Genomic DNA, 15,688 nt, shown 5'->3' on the forward strand with positions numbered 1-15,688 from the left:
CCTATAATATAACCTTTGTATGAACTTCCGGCAGAATTAAATCCGCTTGTGCTAGCGCATCCACTGCTTCTTTTGCAAGTTGAAGCACTGAATAATCATTATAAATGTCTCCAAGACAGAATGTCAACTCTCCGCTCTGGACTGCGCCGAAAAGCTCGCCGGGTCCGCGGTGTTTCAAATCTTCCGCCGCAATTTCAAACCCGTCATTGCTGCGCTGTAAGAGTGAGAGCCGTTCGGTTCCGTCCTTACTCTTTTTGCCCTGCACGAAGATACAATAAGCTTGATCCTTTCCTCTGCCGACGCGGCCTCGCAGCTGATGGAGGGTTGCAAGGCCGAAGCGTTCCGCATTTTCAACCATCATAACCGTTGCATTCGGGACATCGACACCGACTTCAATCACAGTCGTTGCGACCAGCACGGAAATCTCACCACGCACAAAGCGCTCCATAATAGCCTGCTTCTCCGCCTCTTTCATGCGCCCGTGCAGAGCAGCTACGGTAATTTCTCCGTGAAAACTTTTGCGGAGTGCCGCACTGTACTCTTCTACATTTTCCAAATCCGTCATTGGGTTCGGTTCAACCTGCGGGCAGACAATATAGGCCTGATGGCCGGCGGCAATTTCCCGTTTGATATGCAGCAGTGCCTTCGGTCTGTCCTTTTTTTCAATGACGGCGTTTTTGATCGGGTTGCGTCCGGCGGGACGCGCGTCAATCACAGAACTGTCGAGATCTCCGTAGAGAATCACAGCGAGCGTCCGCGGAATCGGTGTCGCACTCATCACCAGTACATGTGGCAACTTTCCTTTGGAGGCCAGCTTTTCGCGTTGTAATACGCCGAAGCGGTGTTGTTCATCCGTCACAACCAGTGCAAGTGCCGAAAAAACGACAGTCTCTTCCAGCAAGGCGTGCGTTCCGATTAAAAGATCGATTTCTCCGCGCTGCAGTTGTTCCAGCAGCCCCCGACGTTCCCGTATGCGCGTAGAACCGGTCAGCAGACCGAGACGCAGGGCGGGCTCAGCCTTTGCAAACAGGGCGCAAAGTGTTTCGTAGTGCTGGCGTGCTAGGACTTCTGTCGGCACCATGAGCGCCCCCTGATAACCGGCACGGCACACCGCAAACAGAGCGGCAGCGGCAACGGCGGTTTTGCCGGAGCCGACATCGCCCTGTACCAGGCGGTTCATCACTGTCCCCGAAGCAAAATCACGGCAAAAATCATCGCATACTTTTTGCTGGGCCGCTGTCAGGGAAAAGGGCAGATACCGTCGGAATTCGACCAGAGATGCGCGCGCATCAAATGTATAAAAGGATTTTTCTTTGCGCAGCGTCTCCTTCAGACGACGCACGGCATAGAGAAAGCGAAAAAAGCCGTCAAATACAATGCGCTTTCTGGCAGCGGCGAAATTTTCCATGTCGCGCGGAGCATGAATTTCCCGCACTGCCGTATCTTCCGGGAGAAGGCCGTAGCGTTCCCGAAGAGACGGCGGCAGCCAGTCTGAAATCGGCGGTGCCATAGAAAGCGCCTGTTCCATCAAAGCCCCAAAGGTTTTCTCGCTGATTCCCTTTGGCAGTGCGTACTGGGGAACAGGGCGATGTAGCAATTTTTCGTACTGTTCTCTTGTGAAGAGTTGCGGTTGCTGTAAATGCAGGTGTTTTCCGTTCGGCTGAACTTTTCCGAAGAGTACGGTGCGCTTGCCCGGTCGCAGGGTCTCTCGCAGATAAGGCATATGAAACCAGGTTGCGGATAGCTCTCCCGAACCGTCGCTAAATATGCCCGTACAGAGCTGCAGGCCGCGTCCGCTGCGACGCGCCAGCTCCCGGACAGGCTCCGCACAGACAGCCACCGGCGTGCCCGCGTCGTCCGCGCTGAGAGCGCCAATTTCCGTGAGTTCCGGATATGTGACAAAGCGCAGCGGATAGTGAGCAAATAAATCCGCGAGCGTTTCAATGCCCATGTGTTGCAGTATGGCCTCTGTTTTCGGACCGACGCCGCGCAATACAGACACGCGCTGCGTCGCTACTGTTTTTTGTTCCGGCATAGATGTTCCTCTTCCTGATGCGAAAAAAGGACTTCCCACCGGGAAATCCTTTTCAATGCAGACGGTATGCGATGGCTCACTCCGCAGAGATGAAATAATAGTAGACTGGCTGGCCGCCGTAGTTTAACTCCACTTCGCAGTCTTCAAAGCGCGCTTCCGCGAGCTCTTTGACCAGCTTTGCATTCTGCTCGGAGACATCACTGCCGTAATAGAGCGTGACAAGTTCTTTGCCGTCGGCTGTGAGTTTTTCAATCGCATTCAGCACAGCGTCTTCGACCTTCTTTTCAACGGTCAGCATACCGTTTTGTCCGATTGCCATGAAATCACCGGCGTGAATTTCAAAATCATCCATCGTGGTGTCACGCACCGCATAAGTGACTTCTGCCGTCGCGAGATGCCGAATGGCCTCCTGCATTGCAGCCAGATTCTCCTCAGGACTGCTCTCCGGGAGGAAACTTACCATTGCGGTGATGCCCTCCGGAATATTGCGGGTCGGTACGACCACGACATTTTTTCCTTCGGTCAGATCGCGCGCCTGCTGCGCCGCGAGAATGATGTTCTTGTTGTTCGGGAGAATGAAAATCGTGTCCGCATGAATCGCTGCGATGGCGTTCAGAATGTCTTCGGTGCTGGGATTCATCGTCTGACCGCCTGAAATCAACTGATCTACGCCGATTTCCTTGAAAATCCGGTCCAGCCCGTCTCCCACAGAGACACTCAAGAAACCGTAGGGTTTCTTTTCGGCTGTCGCTGCCTGTTTGCGTTTCTCTTCCGCCGCAAGCTGCGAGGCGTTGCGAATCAGGCGTTCATTGTGCTCCTCGCGCATATTGTCGATTTTCATACGGGAAAGAGACCCCATGCTGAGTCCCTTTTGAATTGCGAGTCCGGGATCATTGGTGTGGACATGTACCTTCACCATATCTTCCGAGGCAACGCAGACAATCGAATCGCCGATGGATTCCAGAAAAGACTTAAAGGCCTGTTCCTCGTCATCGGAGAGCGGATTTTCCAGATTGACAATGAATTCCGTACAATACCCGAAACGAATCTCGGAAGTATCCAGATGGGAGGTGTCAATCGGATGCGCCTCTCTGCTCTCGCTTGCCTGTGCGGCATCGAAATTCTCAAGGAACACTTCTCCGATTTCTCCGCTCAGCGCCTGAAACGCACCGTGCATGACCGTCATGAGACCCTGACCGCCGGAGTCCACAACACCCGCCTGTTTTAAGACAGGCAGTAATTCCGGCGTCTGCTGTAAGGCGGTATCACCGGCTGCAATAATATCCTTTGCAAATGCGACGATATCCGTCGCACCGTTTTGCAGCTCTTCCGCCTTGTCACTCATGGCGCGCGCCACAGTGAGGATGGTGCCCTCCTTCGGTTTCATAACCGCCTTATACGCGGTCTCTGTTGCCCGGACAAAAGCGGCCGCAAGCTGGGGGATCTCTACGGTATTCTTCTCCGCCGCAGCCAATTCGCGGGTGAATCCGCGAAATAACTGCGAGAGAATGACACCCGAATTACCGCGCGCGCCGCGGAGAGAACCGGAGGCGATTGCCTTGCACAGCACTTTCATATCGTCCGTCTCAAGCGCTGCGACTTCTTTGGCGGCCGACATCATCGTCATGGTCATGTTGGTGCCTGTGTCGCCATCCGGAACCGGAAATACATTCAGTTCATTAATCCATTCTTTTTTGGATGCAAGCTCGTTGGCAGCTGCCAAAAAGCACTTGCGAATCACAAAGGCATTCAACTCGTGAATTTCCAAAGCTCAAACTCCTCCCGTGTCAGTCGATGGATCTGACGTCCTCTACGTAGATTTTAATTTTCTCGATTTCCATACCGGAAAATGCCTCCACCCGGTACTTTACATTTTCAATCAGATTGTCGGAAACTGCATTGATATTGACACCGTAAGCGACAATCAGGTGAAATGCAATCCGGAGCTTGTTCTCCGGGGTAATCAGGACCTGGATGCCCTGTCCGAGCTTATTTCTGCCCAACAGGCGAACCAGTCCGTCTGTCATATTGACAGATGCCATGCCGACAATGCCGAAGCATTCCACGGCAACGGACCCCGCATAGGCAGCAATCACTTCAGGTCTCACTTCAATCTGTCCCAGTTCATTGTTCAGTCGTCCCTTGACCATATGATTTCCTTCCTTGCGCGCAGTTGCCTGCGCCGCCCTCTATGCACGCATCGGTTTCATGGAAAGTATACCTTATTTGGGCGTGAAAAGGAAGTCTGAAGAATTTACTTGCATTCACTATGCTGTTCTGTTAAAATGAGGAACGATATGGGCTTTGCGACCACAACGCCCAAAGAAGATAGGAGGTGTTACCATGGCAAAGTGTGCTATTTGCGAAAAGGCCGCTCACTTCGGAAATAACGTGAGCCATTCTCATAGAAGAAGCAATCGCATCTGGAAGGCAAACGTCAAGTCCGTTAAGGTCAAGACGGAAGGTGGCGTGCGGAAGATGTATATTTGCACTTCCTGCCTTCGCTCGAACTTCGTTGAGAGAGCATAAATTTTATTAAAAAACCGCCCGGTTGCCCGGGCGGTTTTTTAATGTGCTTCGTTCTCTTCTTCCGCAAAGACCTGTGTGGCCCGCTCCGTTGCCTCCGGAGAAATCTTGGAATTTGCGGTAAAGCGGTTGATGACATCCGGCACCAAATCCATGACGCGTGTCACAGCATCCTGGTTCTTTACATTGATGAGCCTTGTGGCGCCGTTCTGAATAATCAGCACCGCGGCCGGAGAAATTTTGGTGCTCATACCGCCGGCGCCGTTGCCGTCACTGCTCTTGGTGCCGCTGAATGCACCGGTCGCCATTCCGCAAGAGACATCTACCAGCGGTATGATGATGGCGTCTCCCGCCTGTTGCGGTGCACCGACGACTGTCTTTGTTGAGACAAATGCGTTCATACCCCGGAACAAAGCTTCTGCCTGTTCCGCAAACTGATTGTCAGCCATGTGTGTCCTCCTTATTTTTTCTCACGTTCTTTCCGCGTAGATGCCGGTAGACAAAGCGGAAATCCGGATGAAACCAAAGTTGTGCTGCTCCGAATAAAAATACAAACAGCCGTATGCGCCCGTGGAAGGCAAGTTTTCCCGAGAGCTCTTCGCGGTCGAACAGAGGCTCTATTTCCAGGTTGTCCCGATACAGTGGTAGTAACATGGCCGCCAGTGCGGCCCCTTGTCCTGTCAGGGCGGGGTCTGCGAAACCGAAACGAAGTGCGCCGGACATGCGCCGCGGTAAAAGTTCCCGCAAAAAGCGGAATGCTTTTCGCTTTAGAAATCGCAGGAAACGCTGCGTTCTCTCATCCTGAAAGAAGTCAAATTCCGTCTCGGCTGACCGGATAAAATTCTGTAACTTTCGGACGCCTGCCGAAAGCTTGTCCCGCTGCGTCCGGAAGCGACGGCGGCTTCGGCCGCGCTGCCGCATCGCACGCTGCTCTTCTTCCGAGACATTCTGCCGCTGTTTGTCTTTTCTCTGCGGAGGTATTTCCTTCTTGTCCGAAACAGGCTCAGTCACTTCGAACCGTTCCGACGAAATCTCCTCCTGTTCCTCAACTGCCTTCTTCTGTTCGACAACCGCCGTTTCTGCTGTATCCGGTTCGAAATCCTCCGAAGCCATAGGCTCCGGATAGTCGAAATCACTATCTTCCGCCGTATCCGATGTATCTTCTGTCTCGTCGCTGTGATAAACGCGGAAACCCAGAATAAAAAATTCCGCTTTTTTTTCCGTCGCATAGGAGAGACTGAAACGAAGCAGAGAAAATAGCCAGGAAACCGAAAAACAACCGGAGAGCTGTTTCTCTTCTCGTGCGCCGCTGCCTCGATAACGGAACGGAACAAAAAGCAGAAGCAACAGAAGAAACAACAATAGACCGATCAGGAACAGGAAGAGAAACAGTATTCCTTTAAGTATCGCTGGTATCAAAGCTGGCATCGATATTCACCGCCCCGTCTCTCGCGTACAGCTCTGTAATAATGGTCTGTGCAACTTGAAAGGCCTCTTTCTTTCCGATGGCTATGCCGATGAGCAGCGGATTGTCGCGCTGTACCGATTCGCTCCGAAAGTCACGCACGGCATAAATATCTATCAGCTCCTCTTTTGCGGCTGCTCTGGTCAGAACATAGACGAAAGGAAGCGGACCGCCGTGTTGCAGTTTGCGGAGAATTTCCGCGCGCTTCGGAGTGGCATACTGTCCCACATAAAGCTGTTTGGAAATGCGCATACCGCTCAGGCCTTGATATTCTCGAGGATGGTTGCGCGGAGCAGACGCAAAGCGCTCTGCACAGCCTGGGTTCGCACGGCAGTGCGATCTCCCTGAAAGCGATGCTCTTCCACGGTCACACGGTCATTCATGTAGCAACCGATAAACACAAGGCCGACCGGTTTCTCATCATCGCCGCCATCCGGTCCGGCAATGCCGGTAATCGAAACCGCGATGTCCGCACTTGCCGCGAAAACAGCGCCGATGGCCATTTCCCGCGCGGTCTGTGTGCTCACGGCGCCGTATTTTTTCAGTGTTGTTTTACTGACATTCAAGAGGCGACGCTTCGCTTTGTTTGAATAGGTGATGTAGCCTTCCTGAAACACCTCTGAGACACCCGGAATATCCACCAATTTTGCGGACAGCATCCCGCCGGTACAGGACTCTGCCGTCGTGACAGTCAATCGGTTCTTTCGAAGTAACGCCACGCAGGCATCCGCAAGGCGATTCAAATCCGCAGTGCTTCCGGAATCATAGAGTTCCATGCTCATCCTTCCTGAAGAACCTCACGGTTCCTCCATATATAATCCACAAGAGAAATGACGGTGAGTGCCAGCATCAGCCACATGAAAACAACAAGGAGAATGCTGAGGAAACCCCGGTTACTCGGCAACAGCATCAACACAATAAAAATCATCTGACATACGGTTTTCAATTTGCCCCAGATACCTGCAGCGATGACAATACCGCGCTCCGCTGCCACGAGGCGAAAGCCGCTGATGATGAACTCTCGCGCAATGACTACCAGGGTAATCCAGGGATTGAGATCCTGCAGCGCTACAAAACAGATGAGCGCCGAGCAGACAAGTAACTTGTCTGCGAGCGGATCCATGAATTTCCCGAAATTGGTGATAAGATGATACTTCCTCGCGATATAGCCGTCCAGAAAGTCGGTAAAACTTGCTATCAGAAACAAGGCGAGCGCAAGCCAACGGGCTAACGAATCAGTCCCGTACTGGTAGAGCAGGGCGGCTACAAAAAAAGGAACCATTATGATACGCAACAGAGTCAGCTTATTCGGCAGAGTCATCTTCATAGAGCACCCCTTTTAAGTCATACTCAGATGCTTCGGTCACCAAAACAGGGACCATACTTCCTGACATCAGTTCAATTCCGTTTCCCGGGAAAAAGAGATAGCCGTCCACATCGGGGGCATCCATATAGGTGCGTCCGATATAGACATCGTCCTCCGGGAGATAGCCTTCGACAAAGACATCGAGCACGGCGCCGACCTTGCGCTGCAGATTATCGCGGGAAATACGCTGCTGCAGTTCCATAATCTCGTTTCGACGCGCTTCCTTGATTTCTTCCGGTACCTGATCCGGGAAAGCTGCGGCAGGCGTATCTTCCTCCTGCGAGTACGGAAACACTCCGAGGCGATCAAAATGAATTCGCTCCACAAAATCAAGGACGCAGTCCTGGTCCTCTTCGGTTTCACCCGGAAATCCGCTGATCAGCGTGGTGCGGAGCGCAATGTCCGGCATGGCGGCACGCAGTTTTCCGATGATTTCTTCAAGGTCACGGCGAGAGGTCCGACGCCCCATGCGCTTTAAAATCGAATCGCTTGCATGCTGGATGGGTAAATCCAGGTAGTGGCAGATTTTCTTCTCTTCTGCCATGACCTGAATCAGTTCATCCGTGATTTCCTCCGGATAGCAGTAGAGAATTCGTATCCACCGAATGCCTTCAATTTGACATAAACGGCGCAGCAGCTCCGGCAAACGCTTTTCGCCGTAGAGATCCATGCCGTAGCGCGTGGTCTCCTGTGCGACAAGAATCAGCTCTTTTACGTTCTCTTCCGCCATGCGAGCGGCTTCTTTGACCAGCGCTTCCATCGGATAACTGCGATAGGCGCCGCGCAGGGAAGGAATAATACAGTAGGTACAATGCTTGTCACAGCCTTCGGCAATTTTCAGATAACCGTAAGCGGCCAGAGAAGTCCGGACACGCCTTGCCTCCGTGCCGATGACGGGCAGACGGTTTAAATCTTCAAATTCCGTGACTTTCTCGCCCGCCAAGACGCGCTCCAGCACAGCGCTGATTTTATCATAGGCGGAAGTGCCGACAACCGCATCGATTTCGGGAATTTCACGCAGCACTTCATCTTTGTAGCGCTCTGCCATACAGCCTGCCATGATCAATGCTTTCAGCTGTCCCTCTTCTTTATAGCGTGCCGCAGTCAGCATGGTCTGGATACTCTCATCTTTGGCGTCCAGAATAAACGCGCAGGTATTCACAATAATGACATCTGCTTCCGCCTGCTCGTCCGTCAGCGAGACATCATCCCGTCTCAGATAACCGAGCATCATCTCCGAGTCCACGAGATTCTTATCGCAGCCCAGAGAGATCATGCATATCTTCATTCTTCGTCCTGTTTCTGCTCTTCTGTCGTCTCTTCGGTCTCATCTTCCGAGACAATCTTTACCTTGCCCTTGTGAAGCTCCTCAATCGCGACGGAGAGAGGCTTTTTCTTGAAATCCGGAACCTCCGCAATTTCCCCGGCAATCAGCTGTCTCGCGCGCTTTGCGGTCGCAATGACAATCGAATAGCGGCTCTGCACGACCGGCTGCTCGCCCGGTTCCACGTCGCTGTTGACGGCATCGATGATTTCTGTATAAGACGGATGTAACATTTATTTTTCCTCCTTTAAGTAAAAGCGGTTCAAAGCGTCCCGAATTTCCTCTGCAAATGCGCGATGACGGCGCATGCTGAGGTGCTGACTCTCCAGGAGTGCGCGCAGACGCGCTACAGTCTCACTGAGGTCATCGTTGACCAGAAGGTAATCGTAATCCGGCATCCAGCGGCTCTCCTCGGCTGCCCGTTTCAGACGGGCGAGAACCTGCTCGCGACTCTCCGTGCCGCGTCCTGTGAGACGCTGTTCCAGTGTCTCGGCATCCGGCGGCGCAACAAAGACAAACACCGCTTCCGGAAAGATGTCCTTGACTTTCAGCGCGCCCTGAATTTCAATTTCCAGAATCACGTCATTGCCGGCATCCAGCATTTCTTCGACATAATCCCTGGGCGTGCCGTAATAATTTCCGACATAGGATGCATATTCAATGAGTTTATGCCCGGCAATCATCTCTTCAAAGCGCTCGCGGCTCACAAAAAAGTAATCTTTTCCGTCCTCTTCGCCCGCGCGCGGTGCTCTGGTGGTCGCGGACACCGAGAGACGATAATTGGGATACTGGCGTAATAATTCCCGAATCAAAGTGCCTTTGCCGGCGCCGGAAAACCCCGATACTACGACGAGCAGACCTCGCTTATTTTTCTCAGTCACAGCATTTCCTTCCATTTTGCCTTCTATGTGATAATCAGTTTATTATACGTCTCTCAAAAGAACAAGTCAAACCTTGTCACCCCGGGACAGCGCTGATAAAATAAGTATAGATAATATTACTGAAAATAACTATATGTCTATAGCACATTTACAAGTCAATACGGTTGCACGCTCGGCTTCTGCTCCATCTTTCAAATTCCGACAGTCCTCTCTTCTCACCGGAGATTTTGTCTGTACCTTTCTTCTTCTCTCTTATCTGTTTCCCTTTCTCTCTCAATCCCATAGGAGTACATGATGTTAAAGAAAATTTACGGCGCAGCCCTGATTGGCACCAAAGGTGTTCTTGTCCGCTGTGAGGCTGATGTCGAACAAGGCTTTCCGACCATTACTTTCATCGGTTCGCTTGCGGCTTCTGTCCGAGAGGCAGCCGATCGCGTTCGCACGGCACTCGGGAACAGCGGTTTTCATCTGGAGCCTCGTCGCGTGACATTGAATTTGAGTCCCGCCGAGCTTCGAAAAGAAGGTTGTGCCTACGATCTACCGATTGCCGTCTCTCTTCTGGCGGCTTATGGCGAACTGCCGGAAAATCTGCTCACCGACACGCTGTTTGCCGGAGAACTCTCGCTGAGCGGTGAAATTCTTCCCGTGCGCGGTGTGCTCTCGATGGTGCGCTGTGCCGCCGCAGCCGGTTTGAAGCGCTGTTTTTTGCCGCTTGAGAATTTGCGGGAAGGCAGTGTTATCGGCGGAATTGATTGCTACGGCGTGTCGACGCTTTCGGAACTCTCTGCCTTGCTCCGGGGACGAACGCCCTTGCCCGAACCGGCTGTCTTTTCGGAAGAAAGCCTTCCCGTCGAAGAGACGCCTGACTTTTCGGATCTCGCGGGGCAAGAGCTTGTCAAGCGGGCCACCTTGCTTGCGGCAGGCGGCCGCCACAACATTTTATACATCGGGCCTGCCGGCACAGGCAAGAGTATGATTGCCTCACGTCTGCCCTACATTCTTCCCGCAATGAGCCGGGAAGAACGGCTCAGTGTCTCCGAAATATACAGCATCAGCGGTCTTCTGCCACCCGACAGACCATTAATGACCAAGCGCCCCTACCGCTCGCCGCATCACACTGTGACAGGGCTTGCGTTGTCCGGCGGCGGGCAGAAACCACGTCCGGGAGAGATCAGCCTCGCCCATGAGGGCGTTCTGTTTCTCGATGAGCTCCCGGAATACCATGCGGCGACACTTGAGGTATTGCGGCAGCCTCTGGAAGAGCATCTCGTACACATTGCGCGTGTCAGCGGAAACTATACCTTTCCTGCGAATTTCCAGCTGGTCTGCGCGATGAATCCCTGTAAATGCGGGTTCTGGCCGGACCGGAATCGCTGCCGCTGCACGGAATCGCAGGTCAGAACGTATCTGAGTCACATTTCAAAGCCGCTCCTTGACCGCATTGATCTCTGTGCGGAGACGGAGGCCGTTCCCTTCGCTGCGCTGCAACAAAAGAAACGCCCCAAAGAAAACCCCGTCATGCAGCGCGCCGTGGAGCGCGTCCGCAATATTCAGGAGCGTCGCTTCCGGGGAAGCGGCATTCACTTTAATTCCGAGATGTCTCCCGCACAGATTGAAGCCTACTGTTCCCTTTGCCCGGAAGACTCGGCTTTTCTGGAATCGCTCTACAATACGGGGGCAATGTCGGCGCGAGCGCTCCATAAACTTCTGAAAGTTGCGAGAACAGCGGCCGATTTCGACGGCTCTGCCGAAATTCAGCGCGCACATCTTGCCGAGGCGCTCGCCTATCGCTCGCCGGAAGAAAAATACTGGGGAAGTATCTCTAAACTGGCGCGTCAATCGATTCGATATCCGCATACAAGGAGGCAGCACTGAGATGGAACGGCGGGCTCTTTATCTCTATTTGTCCTGTGAGCTCCGTCTGACGCGGGCGGAGGTCAGAAAGCTTCCGGGCGATATCTGTGCGCCCGAAGATCTTTTGAATCTGCCGGACAGTTTCCCGGATACCCTGCCCCCCGGCTTACAGCACAAACTGGAACAACTTCCCGATACCGCAGCGCAGCTTTCCGCCGTCTTGCGGGAAATTGAAGAGGCACTTTATATAAGGCAGATACGCTTTCTGACAGCAGCGGATACCGACTGGCCGGAGCGCTTTTCTACCTTGGAGGATCCGCCGCTCTGGCTGTATCTCCGGGGAGATCTGCCGGCGGAATATACCCCGACTGTCGCTATGATAGGTAGCCGCAGCGCCAGTTCCTACGGTCTCCGCATGGCGGATTTTATCGCCTCGGAACTCGCCGCAAAGGGCGTTTCGATTGTGAGCGGCCTCGCCGCAGGAATTGACAGCCGCGCGGAGGAAGCTGCCCTCGAGGCTGGCGGAAAGAGCTTTGCCGTGCTCGGCTGCGGCGTCAATATCTGCTATCCCAAAGAAAATTATGCGCTCTTTTCAAAGCTCTGTGAGAACGGAAACGGAATCCTCAGCGAATTTCCGCCGGACACCGCCTCTCGCGCCTGGCACTTTCCGGATCGAAATCGCCTGATTGCGGCCCTCGGCGACTGTCTCTGCGTGCTGGAGGCGCGCGAACAGCAGAGCGGCAGCTCCATTACCGTAGGTTCGGCGCTCGAACAGGGAAAGGAAATCTTCTGTCTGCCGGGGCGCATCACAGATCCCCTGAGCCGCGGCTGCCATGTCTTTATCCAAAACGGCGCCAATTTGTTGCAGAGTCCGCAGGATATTCTCGACTATCTGGGACTTAGACTTCGCTGTATGCTGACACCGCGCATTCGCTCGGTCGAATCCTTAAGTCCGGAGGAACAGCACTTATACCGGCTGATTCGGGAGGAAGCCTGTTTCTTAAACCGCCTGTTACAGCGGAGCGGCTACGACATCGGTACGGTCATGCGCTGTCTCTTAAAACTGGAACTCGAAGGATATATCGAGCAGCTCTCGGCAAATTACTACAGTGTTTGTTGATAAAAGAGCTGTCACCTCACGAATAAGTTCTGAGGTGACAGCTCTTTTTGATTAGCGAAGTTCGCCTTTTTTTCGGATGGTAAGTCCCGTGTCTTCGTAGCCGTTTGGGTTATTCTTCTGCCATCTCCAGGAATCGCGGCACATTTCTTCCAGCGTCTTTTCCGCTTTCCAGCCGAGTTCCCGCTCTGCCTTCGAGGGATCCGCATAGCAGGCAGGCACATCGCCCGCGCGGCGCTCCTTAAAGACATAGTTAATCTTGAGGTCATTTGCCTTCTCGAACGCCGTGATAACATCCAGCACCGAATAGCCGGTTCCGGTTCCGAGGTTATAGATTCTGACCTCGGGGGCCTCTTTGACCATCTTTTCGAGTGCCTTGACATGCCCCTTTGCGAGATCTACGACATGGATATAGTCGCGGATGCAGGTGCCGTCCTTGGTCTCATAGTCATTGCCGAAGACTCCGAGGCAGACCAGCTTACCGATTGCAACCTGGGTGATGTAAGGAAGCAGATTATTCGGAACGCCCTTCGGATTCTCTCCCATGCGACCGGACTCATGCGCGCCGATCGGGTTAAAGTAGCGGAGCAGCATGACATTCCAGTCCGCATCCGCGGTATGGAGGTCAGTCAAAATCTGCTCGAGCATCGCTTTGGTTCTGCCGTAGGGATTCGTGACCTCTCCCTTCGGGCACTCTTCCGTAATCGGAACAAAAGCCGGATTGCCATAGACGGTTGCACTCGAGGAGAAGACAATATTTTTGACGCCGTGCTTCCGCATGCACTCACAGAGCACCAGGGTACCGGTGATATTATTGTGATAATACTCGAGCGGTTTATAGACGGACTCGCCGACAGCTTTTAAACCGGCAAAGTGAATGACTGCCTGAATATCTTCTTTTTCAAAAACCTGATCCAGATTCTTCTTGTCCAGAAGATCCAGCTCATAAAAGCGCAATTTCTTTCCCGTAATTTCCATCACGCGGTTCAGCGCCTCTTTGCTGGAATTGACAAGGTTGTCGACGACGATAACCTCATAGCCGGCGTTTAAGAGTTCTACACAGGTGTGGCTACCGATAAAACCGGCGCCTCCGGTCACTAAAACTGTCATAGCAAACTGCTCCTCTCAAAATGAATTTTTTTATTCGTACTCTGCTTCTCAGTGGTGGAAGAGACGAATGCCCGTAAATGCCATGGCGATACCGTAGCGATTGCAGGTCTCAATGACCTGGTCATCGCGAATGGATCCGCCCGGCTCCGCGATATAAGAGACACCGCTCTTCCGCGCGCGCTCAATGTTATCGCCGAAGGGGAAGAATGCATCCGAGGCGAGCGAGACGCCGTGCAGCGTATCGAGCCACTGACGCTTCTCTTCCCGCGTAAACGGGTCCGGTTTGACGGTAAATACGCGCTCCCAGCTTCCTTCCCGCAGCAAATCCTCACTCTCTTCCCCGATGTAGACATCAATTGCATTGTCGCGATCGGCGCGCTTTACATCCGCGCGGAACGGAAGGTTCAACACCTTCGGCGATTGTCTGAGATACCAGTTATCGGCCTTCTGCCCCGCCAGACGCGTGCAGTGAACGCGCGACTGCTGTCCGGCGCCGATGCCGATGGCCTGTCCGTCCAGCGCGTAGCAGACGGAATTGCTCTGGGTGTACTTGAGCGTAATCAGCGCAATCAGCAGGTCGGTCTTTGCGGATTCCGGAATCTCTTTCGCCTCGGTCACGACATTGTTAAGCAGTTCCCGCGTGAGCGGCAACTCATTTCGTCCCTGCTCGAAACTGACTCCGAAGACCTGCTTGACCTCCGTCGCCGCAGGGCAATAGGAGGGGTCGATTTCAATCACATTGTACTTCTCCTTCTTTTTTTCACGGAGTATACGAAGTGCCTCTTCGGTATAACCGGGGGCAATCACGCCGTCGGAGACTTCGCGCTTGATGAGGCGCGCGGTATCCGCGTCACAGACATCCGAGAGAGCGATAAAATCTCCGAAACTCGACATGCGGTCGGCACCGCGCGCTCTCGCGTAAGCGCAGGCGAGCGGGCTCAGTTCCCTGTCATCTTCGACCCAGTATATTTTTTTCAGCGTATCCGAGAGCGGCCGGCCGCAGGCGGCTCCGGCCGGCGATACATGCTTAAACGAAGTTGCTGCCGGAAGTCCGGTCGCCTCCTTTAATTCACGCACCAGCTGCCAGCCGTTCAGGGCATCTAGAAAATTAATGTAACCGGGAGTACCCGAGAGTACTTTGACCGGAAGTTCCTGTCCATCCTGCATAAAAATGCGGGCGGGCTTTTGATTCGGGTTGCAGCCGTATTTCAGAGAAAGTTCACTCATTTTGTACCTCCGCACATCTTCTCATGGCGATTCATCAGAATATCTTTGACAGCGCCGCTTGCGAGATCTGTCTCACAAACATAGAGTGAAATCTTGTTGTCCGAATCCAGGGCTTCCCAAAGATTTGCGGCAAACGGCTCGAGTTCGTCATCGACGGAAACGGATTTCGGTTCTCCGCAGAAGCTTTGTAAGGGGGTGCCGTCACCGATATAAGTGTGAATCAAATGCCCTTCCCCCGGGAGCGGCGTCGGATAGCTATAGGTGAAGCGGAGGCACTGCGCCGGATTCATGCGGTCGCTTTTCAGAATACTGAGTTCATAGGAGAAGCCTCCGTCCGCAAAGCGGAGAACGCCGGAAATACGCGGGGTATAGTTCGGCGCGTCCGGTTCAAATTCTCTCACGGAAAGCGCTTCCGCAAAACTCTTTCCGTTTCGAAAACCTTCATAAATCGTATCTGTCTGGTCACCGTTGCTGACAATCAGACGGTTTTCAAAACGTCTCACCGGTGCATAGATAATCAGCGACGGGTCGGAGAGCTTTGCCGGATCAAAGGCTTCTGTCCGGATTCCGTCCGCGGTGCGGGCAAAAATCCGGTTTCTCGAATTTTCACTTCGCCCCATGATGAAATAGGCGAGCATTGCTTTGCTTCCGTCTTTGCTTCTTCCGAGGACGATGCCTCTGCCCGGGTACCGATTACCCCGGAGCTCCTCATACAGGGAACTTTTTTCCATGAAAAGGTCTCCTTCCTGTCTACCACACAACTTCACTTGTATCATAACACCC

At 53.2% G+C, this 15,688-nt stretch carries 17 protein-coding genes; 3 read left to right on the top strand and 14 right to left on the bottom strand.

What is annotated here, in order from left to right; all coding sequences use genetic code 11:
• Position 1: 1 nt before the first annotated feature.
• The 3 genes from recG to ACO4XG_RS04605 form a co-directional block, all read right to left on the bottom strand.
• Positions 2 to 2,035: an ATP-dependent DNA helicase RecG gene (gene recG / locus ACO4XG_RS04595; RefSeq protein WP_308508266.1), complete on the bottom strand. Its 2,034-nt coding sequence runs from the start codon at positions 2,033 to 2,035 to the stop codon at positions 2 to 4.
• Between the two features lie 76 nt (positions 2,036 to 2,111).
• Complete coding sequence (locus ACO4XG_RS04600; protein ID WP_308508265.1) at positions 2,112 to 3,803, bottom strand: DAK2 domain-containing protein; 1,692 nt, start codon at positions 3,801 to 3,803, stop codon at positions 2,112 to 2,114.
• Positions 3,804 to 3,822: 19 nt separating this feature from the next.
• The gene (locus ACO4XG_RS04605; protein ID WP_308508264.1) at positions 3,823 to 4,185 is read right to left on the bottom strand and encodes an Asp23/Gls24 family envelope stress response protein; all 363 of its coding nucleotides are present in this window, start codon (positions 4,183 to 4,185) and stop codon (positions 3,823 to 3,825) included.
• A gap of 193 nt (positions 4,186 to 4,378) precedes the next feature.
• Between ACO4XG_RS04605 and rpmB the strand changes: the two genes are divergently transcribed.
• Positions 4,379 to 4,564 carry a 50S ribosomal protein L28 gene (rpmB, locus tag ACO4XG_RS04610; RefSeq protein WP_009532111.1) on the top strand — a complete coding sequence of 62 codons (186 nt, stop codon included), beginning with the start codon at positions 4,379 to 4,381 and terminating at the stop codon, positions 4,562 to 4,564.
• Between the two features lie 38 nt (positions 4,565 to 4,602).
• Here the strand turns inward: rpmB and ACO4XG_RS04615 are convergent, their stop codons facing one another.
• From ACO4XG_RS04615 to gmk, 8 genes are read right to left on the bottom strand one after another with little or no spacing between them, the layout of a single operon-like run.
• Positions 4,603 to 5,010: a GerW family sporulation protein gene (locus tag ACO4XG_RS04615; RefSeq protein WP_308508263.1), complete on the bottom strand. Its 408-nt coding sequence runs from the start codon at positions 5,008 to 5,010 to the stop codon at positions 4,603 to 4,605.
• Entirely contained in the window at positions 5,003 to 5,989 is a 987-nt protein-coding gene (locus ACO4XG_RS04620; RefSeq protein ID WP_308508262.1) for a hypothetical protein, read from the bottom strand. The genes ACO4XG_RS04615 and ACO4XG_RS04620 overlap by 8 nt, the downstream gene beginning before the upstream one ends.
• Entirely contained in the window at positions 5,961 to 6,278 is a 318-nt protein-coding gene (locus tag ACO4XG_RS04625) for a hypothetical protein (RefSeq protein WP_308508261.1), read from the bottom strand. The genes ACO4XG_RS04620 and ACO4XG_RS04625 overlap by 29 nt, the downstream gene beginning before the upstream one ends.
• Positions 6,279 to 6,283: 5 nt before the next feature.
• On the bottom strand, positions 6,284 to 6,802 hold the full coding sequence (locus tag ACO4XG_RS04630; protein WP_308508260.1) for a CinA family protein: 519 nt from the start codon (positions 6,800 to 6,802) through the stop codon (positions 6,284 to 6,286).
• 2 nt (positions 6,803 to 6,804) lie between these two features.
• The gene (pgsA, locus tag ACO4XG_RS04635) at positions 6,805 to 7,347 is read right to left on the bottom strand and encodes a CDP-diacylglycerol--glycerol-3-phosphate 3-phosphatidyltransferase (RefSeq protein ID WP_308508317.1); all 543 of its coding nucleotides are present in this window, start codon (positions 7,345 to 7,347) and stop codon (positions 6,805 to 6,807) included.
• Positions 7,331 to 8,680: a 30S ribosomal protein S12 methylthiotransferase RimO gene (gene rimO, locus ACO4XG_RS04640; protein WP_308508259.1), complete on the bottom strand. Its 1,350-nt coding sequence runs from the start codon at positions 8,678 to 8,680 to the stop codon at positions 7,331 to 7,333. Before rimO ends, pgsA begins: the two co-directional genes overlap by 17 nt.
• Positions 8,677 to 8,949, bottom strand: coding sequence for a DNA-directed RNA polymerase subunit omega (gene rpoZ / locus ACO4XG_RS04645; protein ID WP_308508258.1), 273 nt, complete (start codon positions 8,947 to 8,949; stop codon positions 8,677 to 8,679). Before rpoZ ends, rimO begins: the two co-directional genes overlap by 4 nt.
• A complete protein-coding gene (gmk, locus tag ACO4XG_RS04650; protein ID WP_485129661.1) occupies positions 8,950 to 9,597 on the bottom strand; it encodes a guanylate kinase in 648 nt (215 codons plus the stop codon). It lies immediately after the preceding gene.
• Positions 9,598 to 9,891: 294 nt separating this feature from the next.
• Between gmk and ACO4XG_RS04655 the strand changes: the two genes are divergently transcribed.
• Complete coding sequence (locus tag ACO4XG_RS04655; protein ID WP_308508256.1) at positions 9,892 to 11,472, top strand: YifB family Mg chelatase-like AAA ATPase; 1,581 nt, start codon at positions 9,892 to 9,894, stop codon at positions 11,470 to 11,472.
• Position 11,473: 1 nt separating this feature from the next.
• Positions 11,474 to 12,571, top strand: a complete 1,098-nt coding sequence (gene dprA / locus ACO4XG_RS04660; protein ID WP_308508255.1) for a DNA-processing protein DprA — start codon at positions 11,474 to 11,476, stop codon at positions 12,569 to 12,571.
• A 51-nt stretch (positions 12,572 to 12,622) separates the two neighbouring features.
• Here the strand turns inward: dprA and galE are convergent, their stop codons facing one another.
• From galE to ACO4XG_RS04675, 3 genes are read right to left on the bottom strand one after another with little or no spacing between them, the layout of a single operon-like run.
• Positions 12,623 to 13,678 (bottom strand): UDP-glucose 4-epimerase GalE, encoded by a 1,056-nt coding sequence (galE, locus tag ACO4XG_RS04665; protein ID WP_308508254.1) that lies wholly within the window; start codon positions 13,676 to 13,678, stop codon positions 12,623 to 12,625.
• 48 nt (positions 13,679 to 13,726) lie between these two features.
• The gene (locus ACO4XG_RS04670) at positions 13,727 to 14,905 is read right to left on the bottom strand and encodes a phosphoribosylaminoimidazolecarboxamide formyltransferase (protein WP_308508253.1); all 1,179 of its coding nucleotides are present in this window, start codon (positions 14,903 to 14,905) and stop codon (positions 13,727 to 13,729) included.
• Complete coding sequence (locus ACO4XG_RS04675) at positions 14,902 to 15,636, bottom strand: IMP cyclohydrolase (RefSeq protein WP_308508252.1); 735 nt, start codon at positions 15,634 to 15,636, stop codon at positions 14,902 to 14,904. Before ACO4XG_RS04675 ends, ACO4XG_RS04670 begins: the two co-directional genes overlap by 4 nt.
• Positions 15,637 to 15,688 lie beyond the last annotated feature (52 nt).

The organism is Stomatobaculum sp., assembly GCF_057248925.1.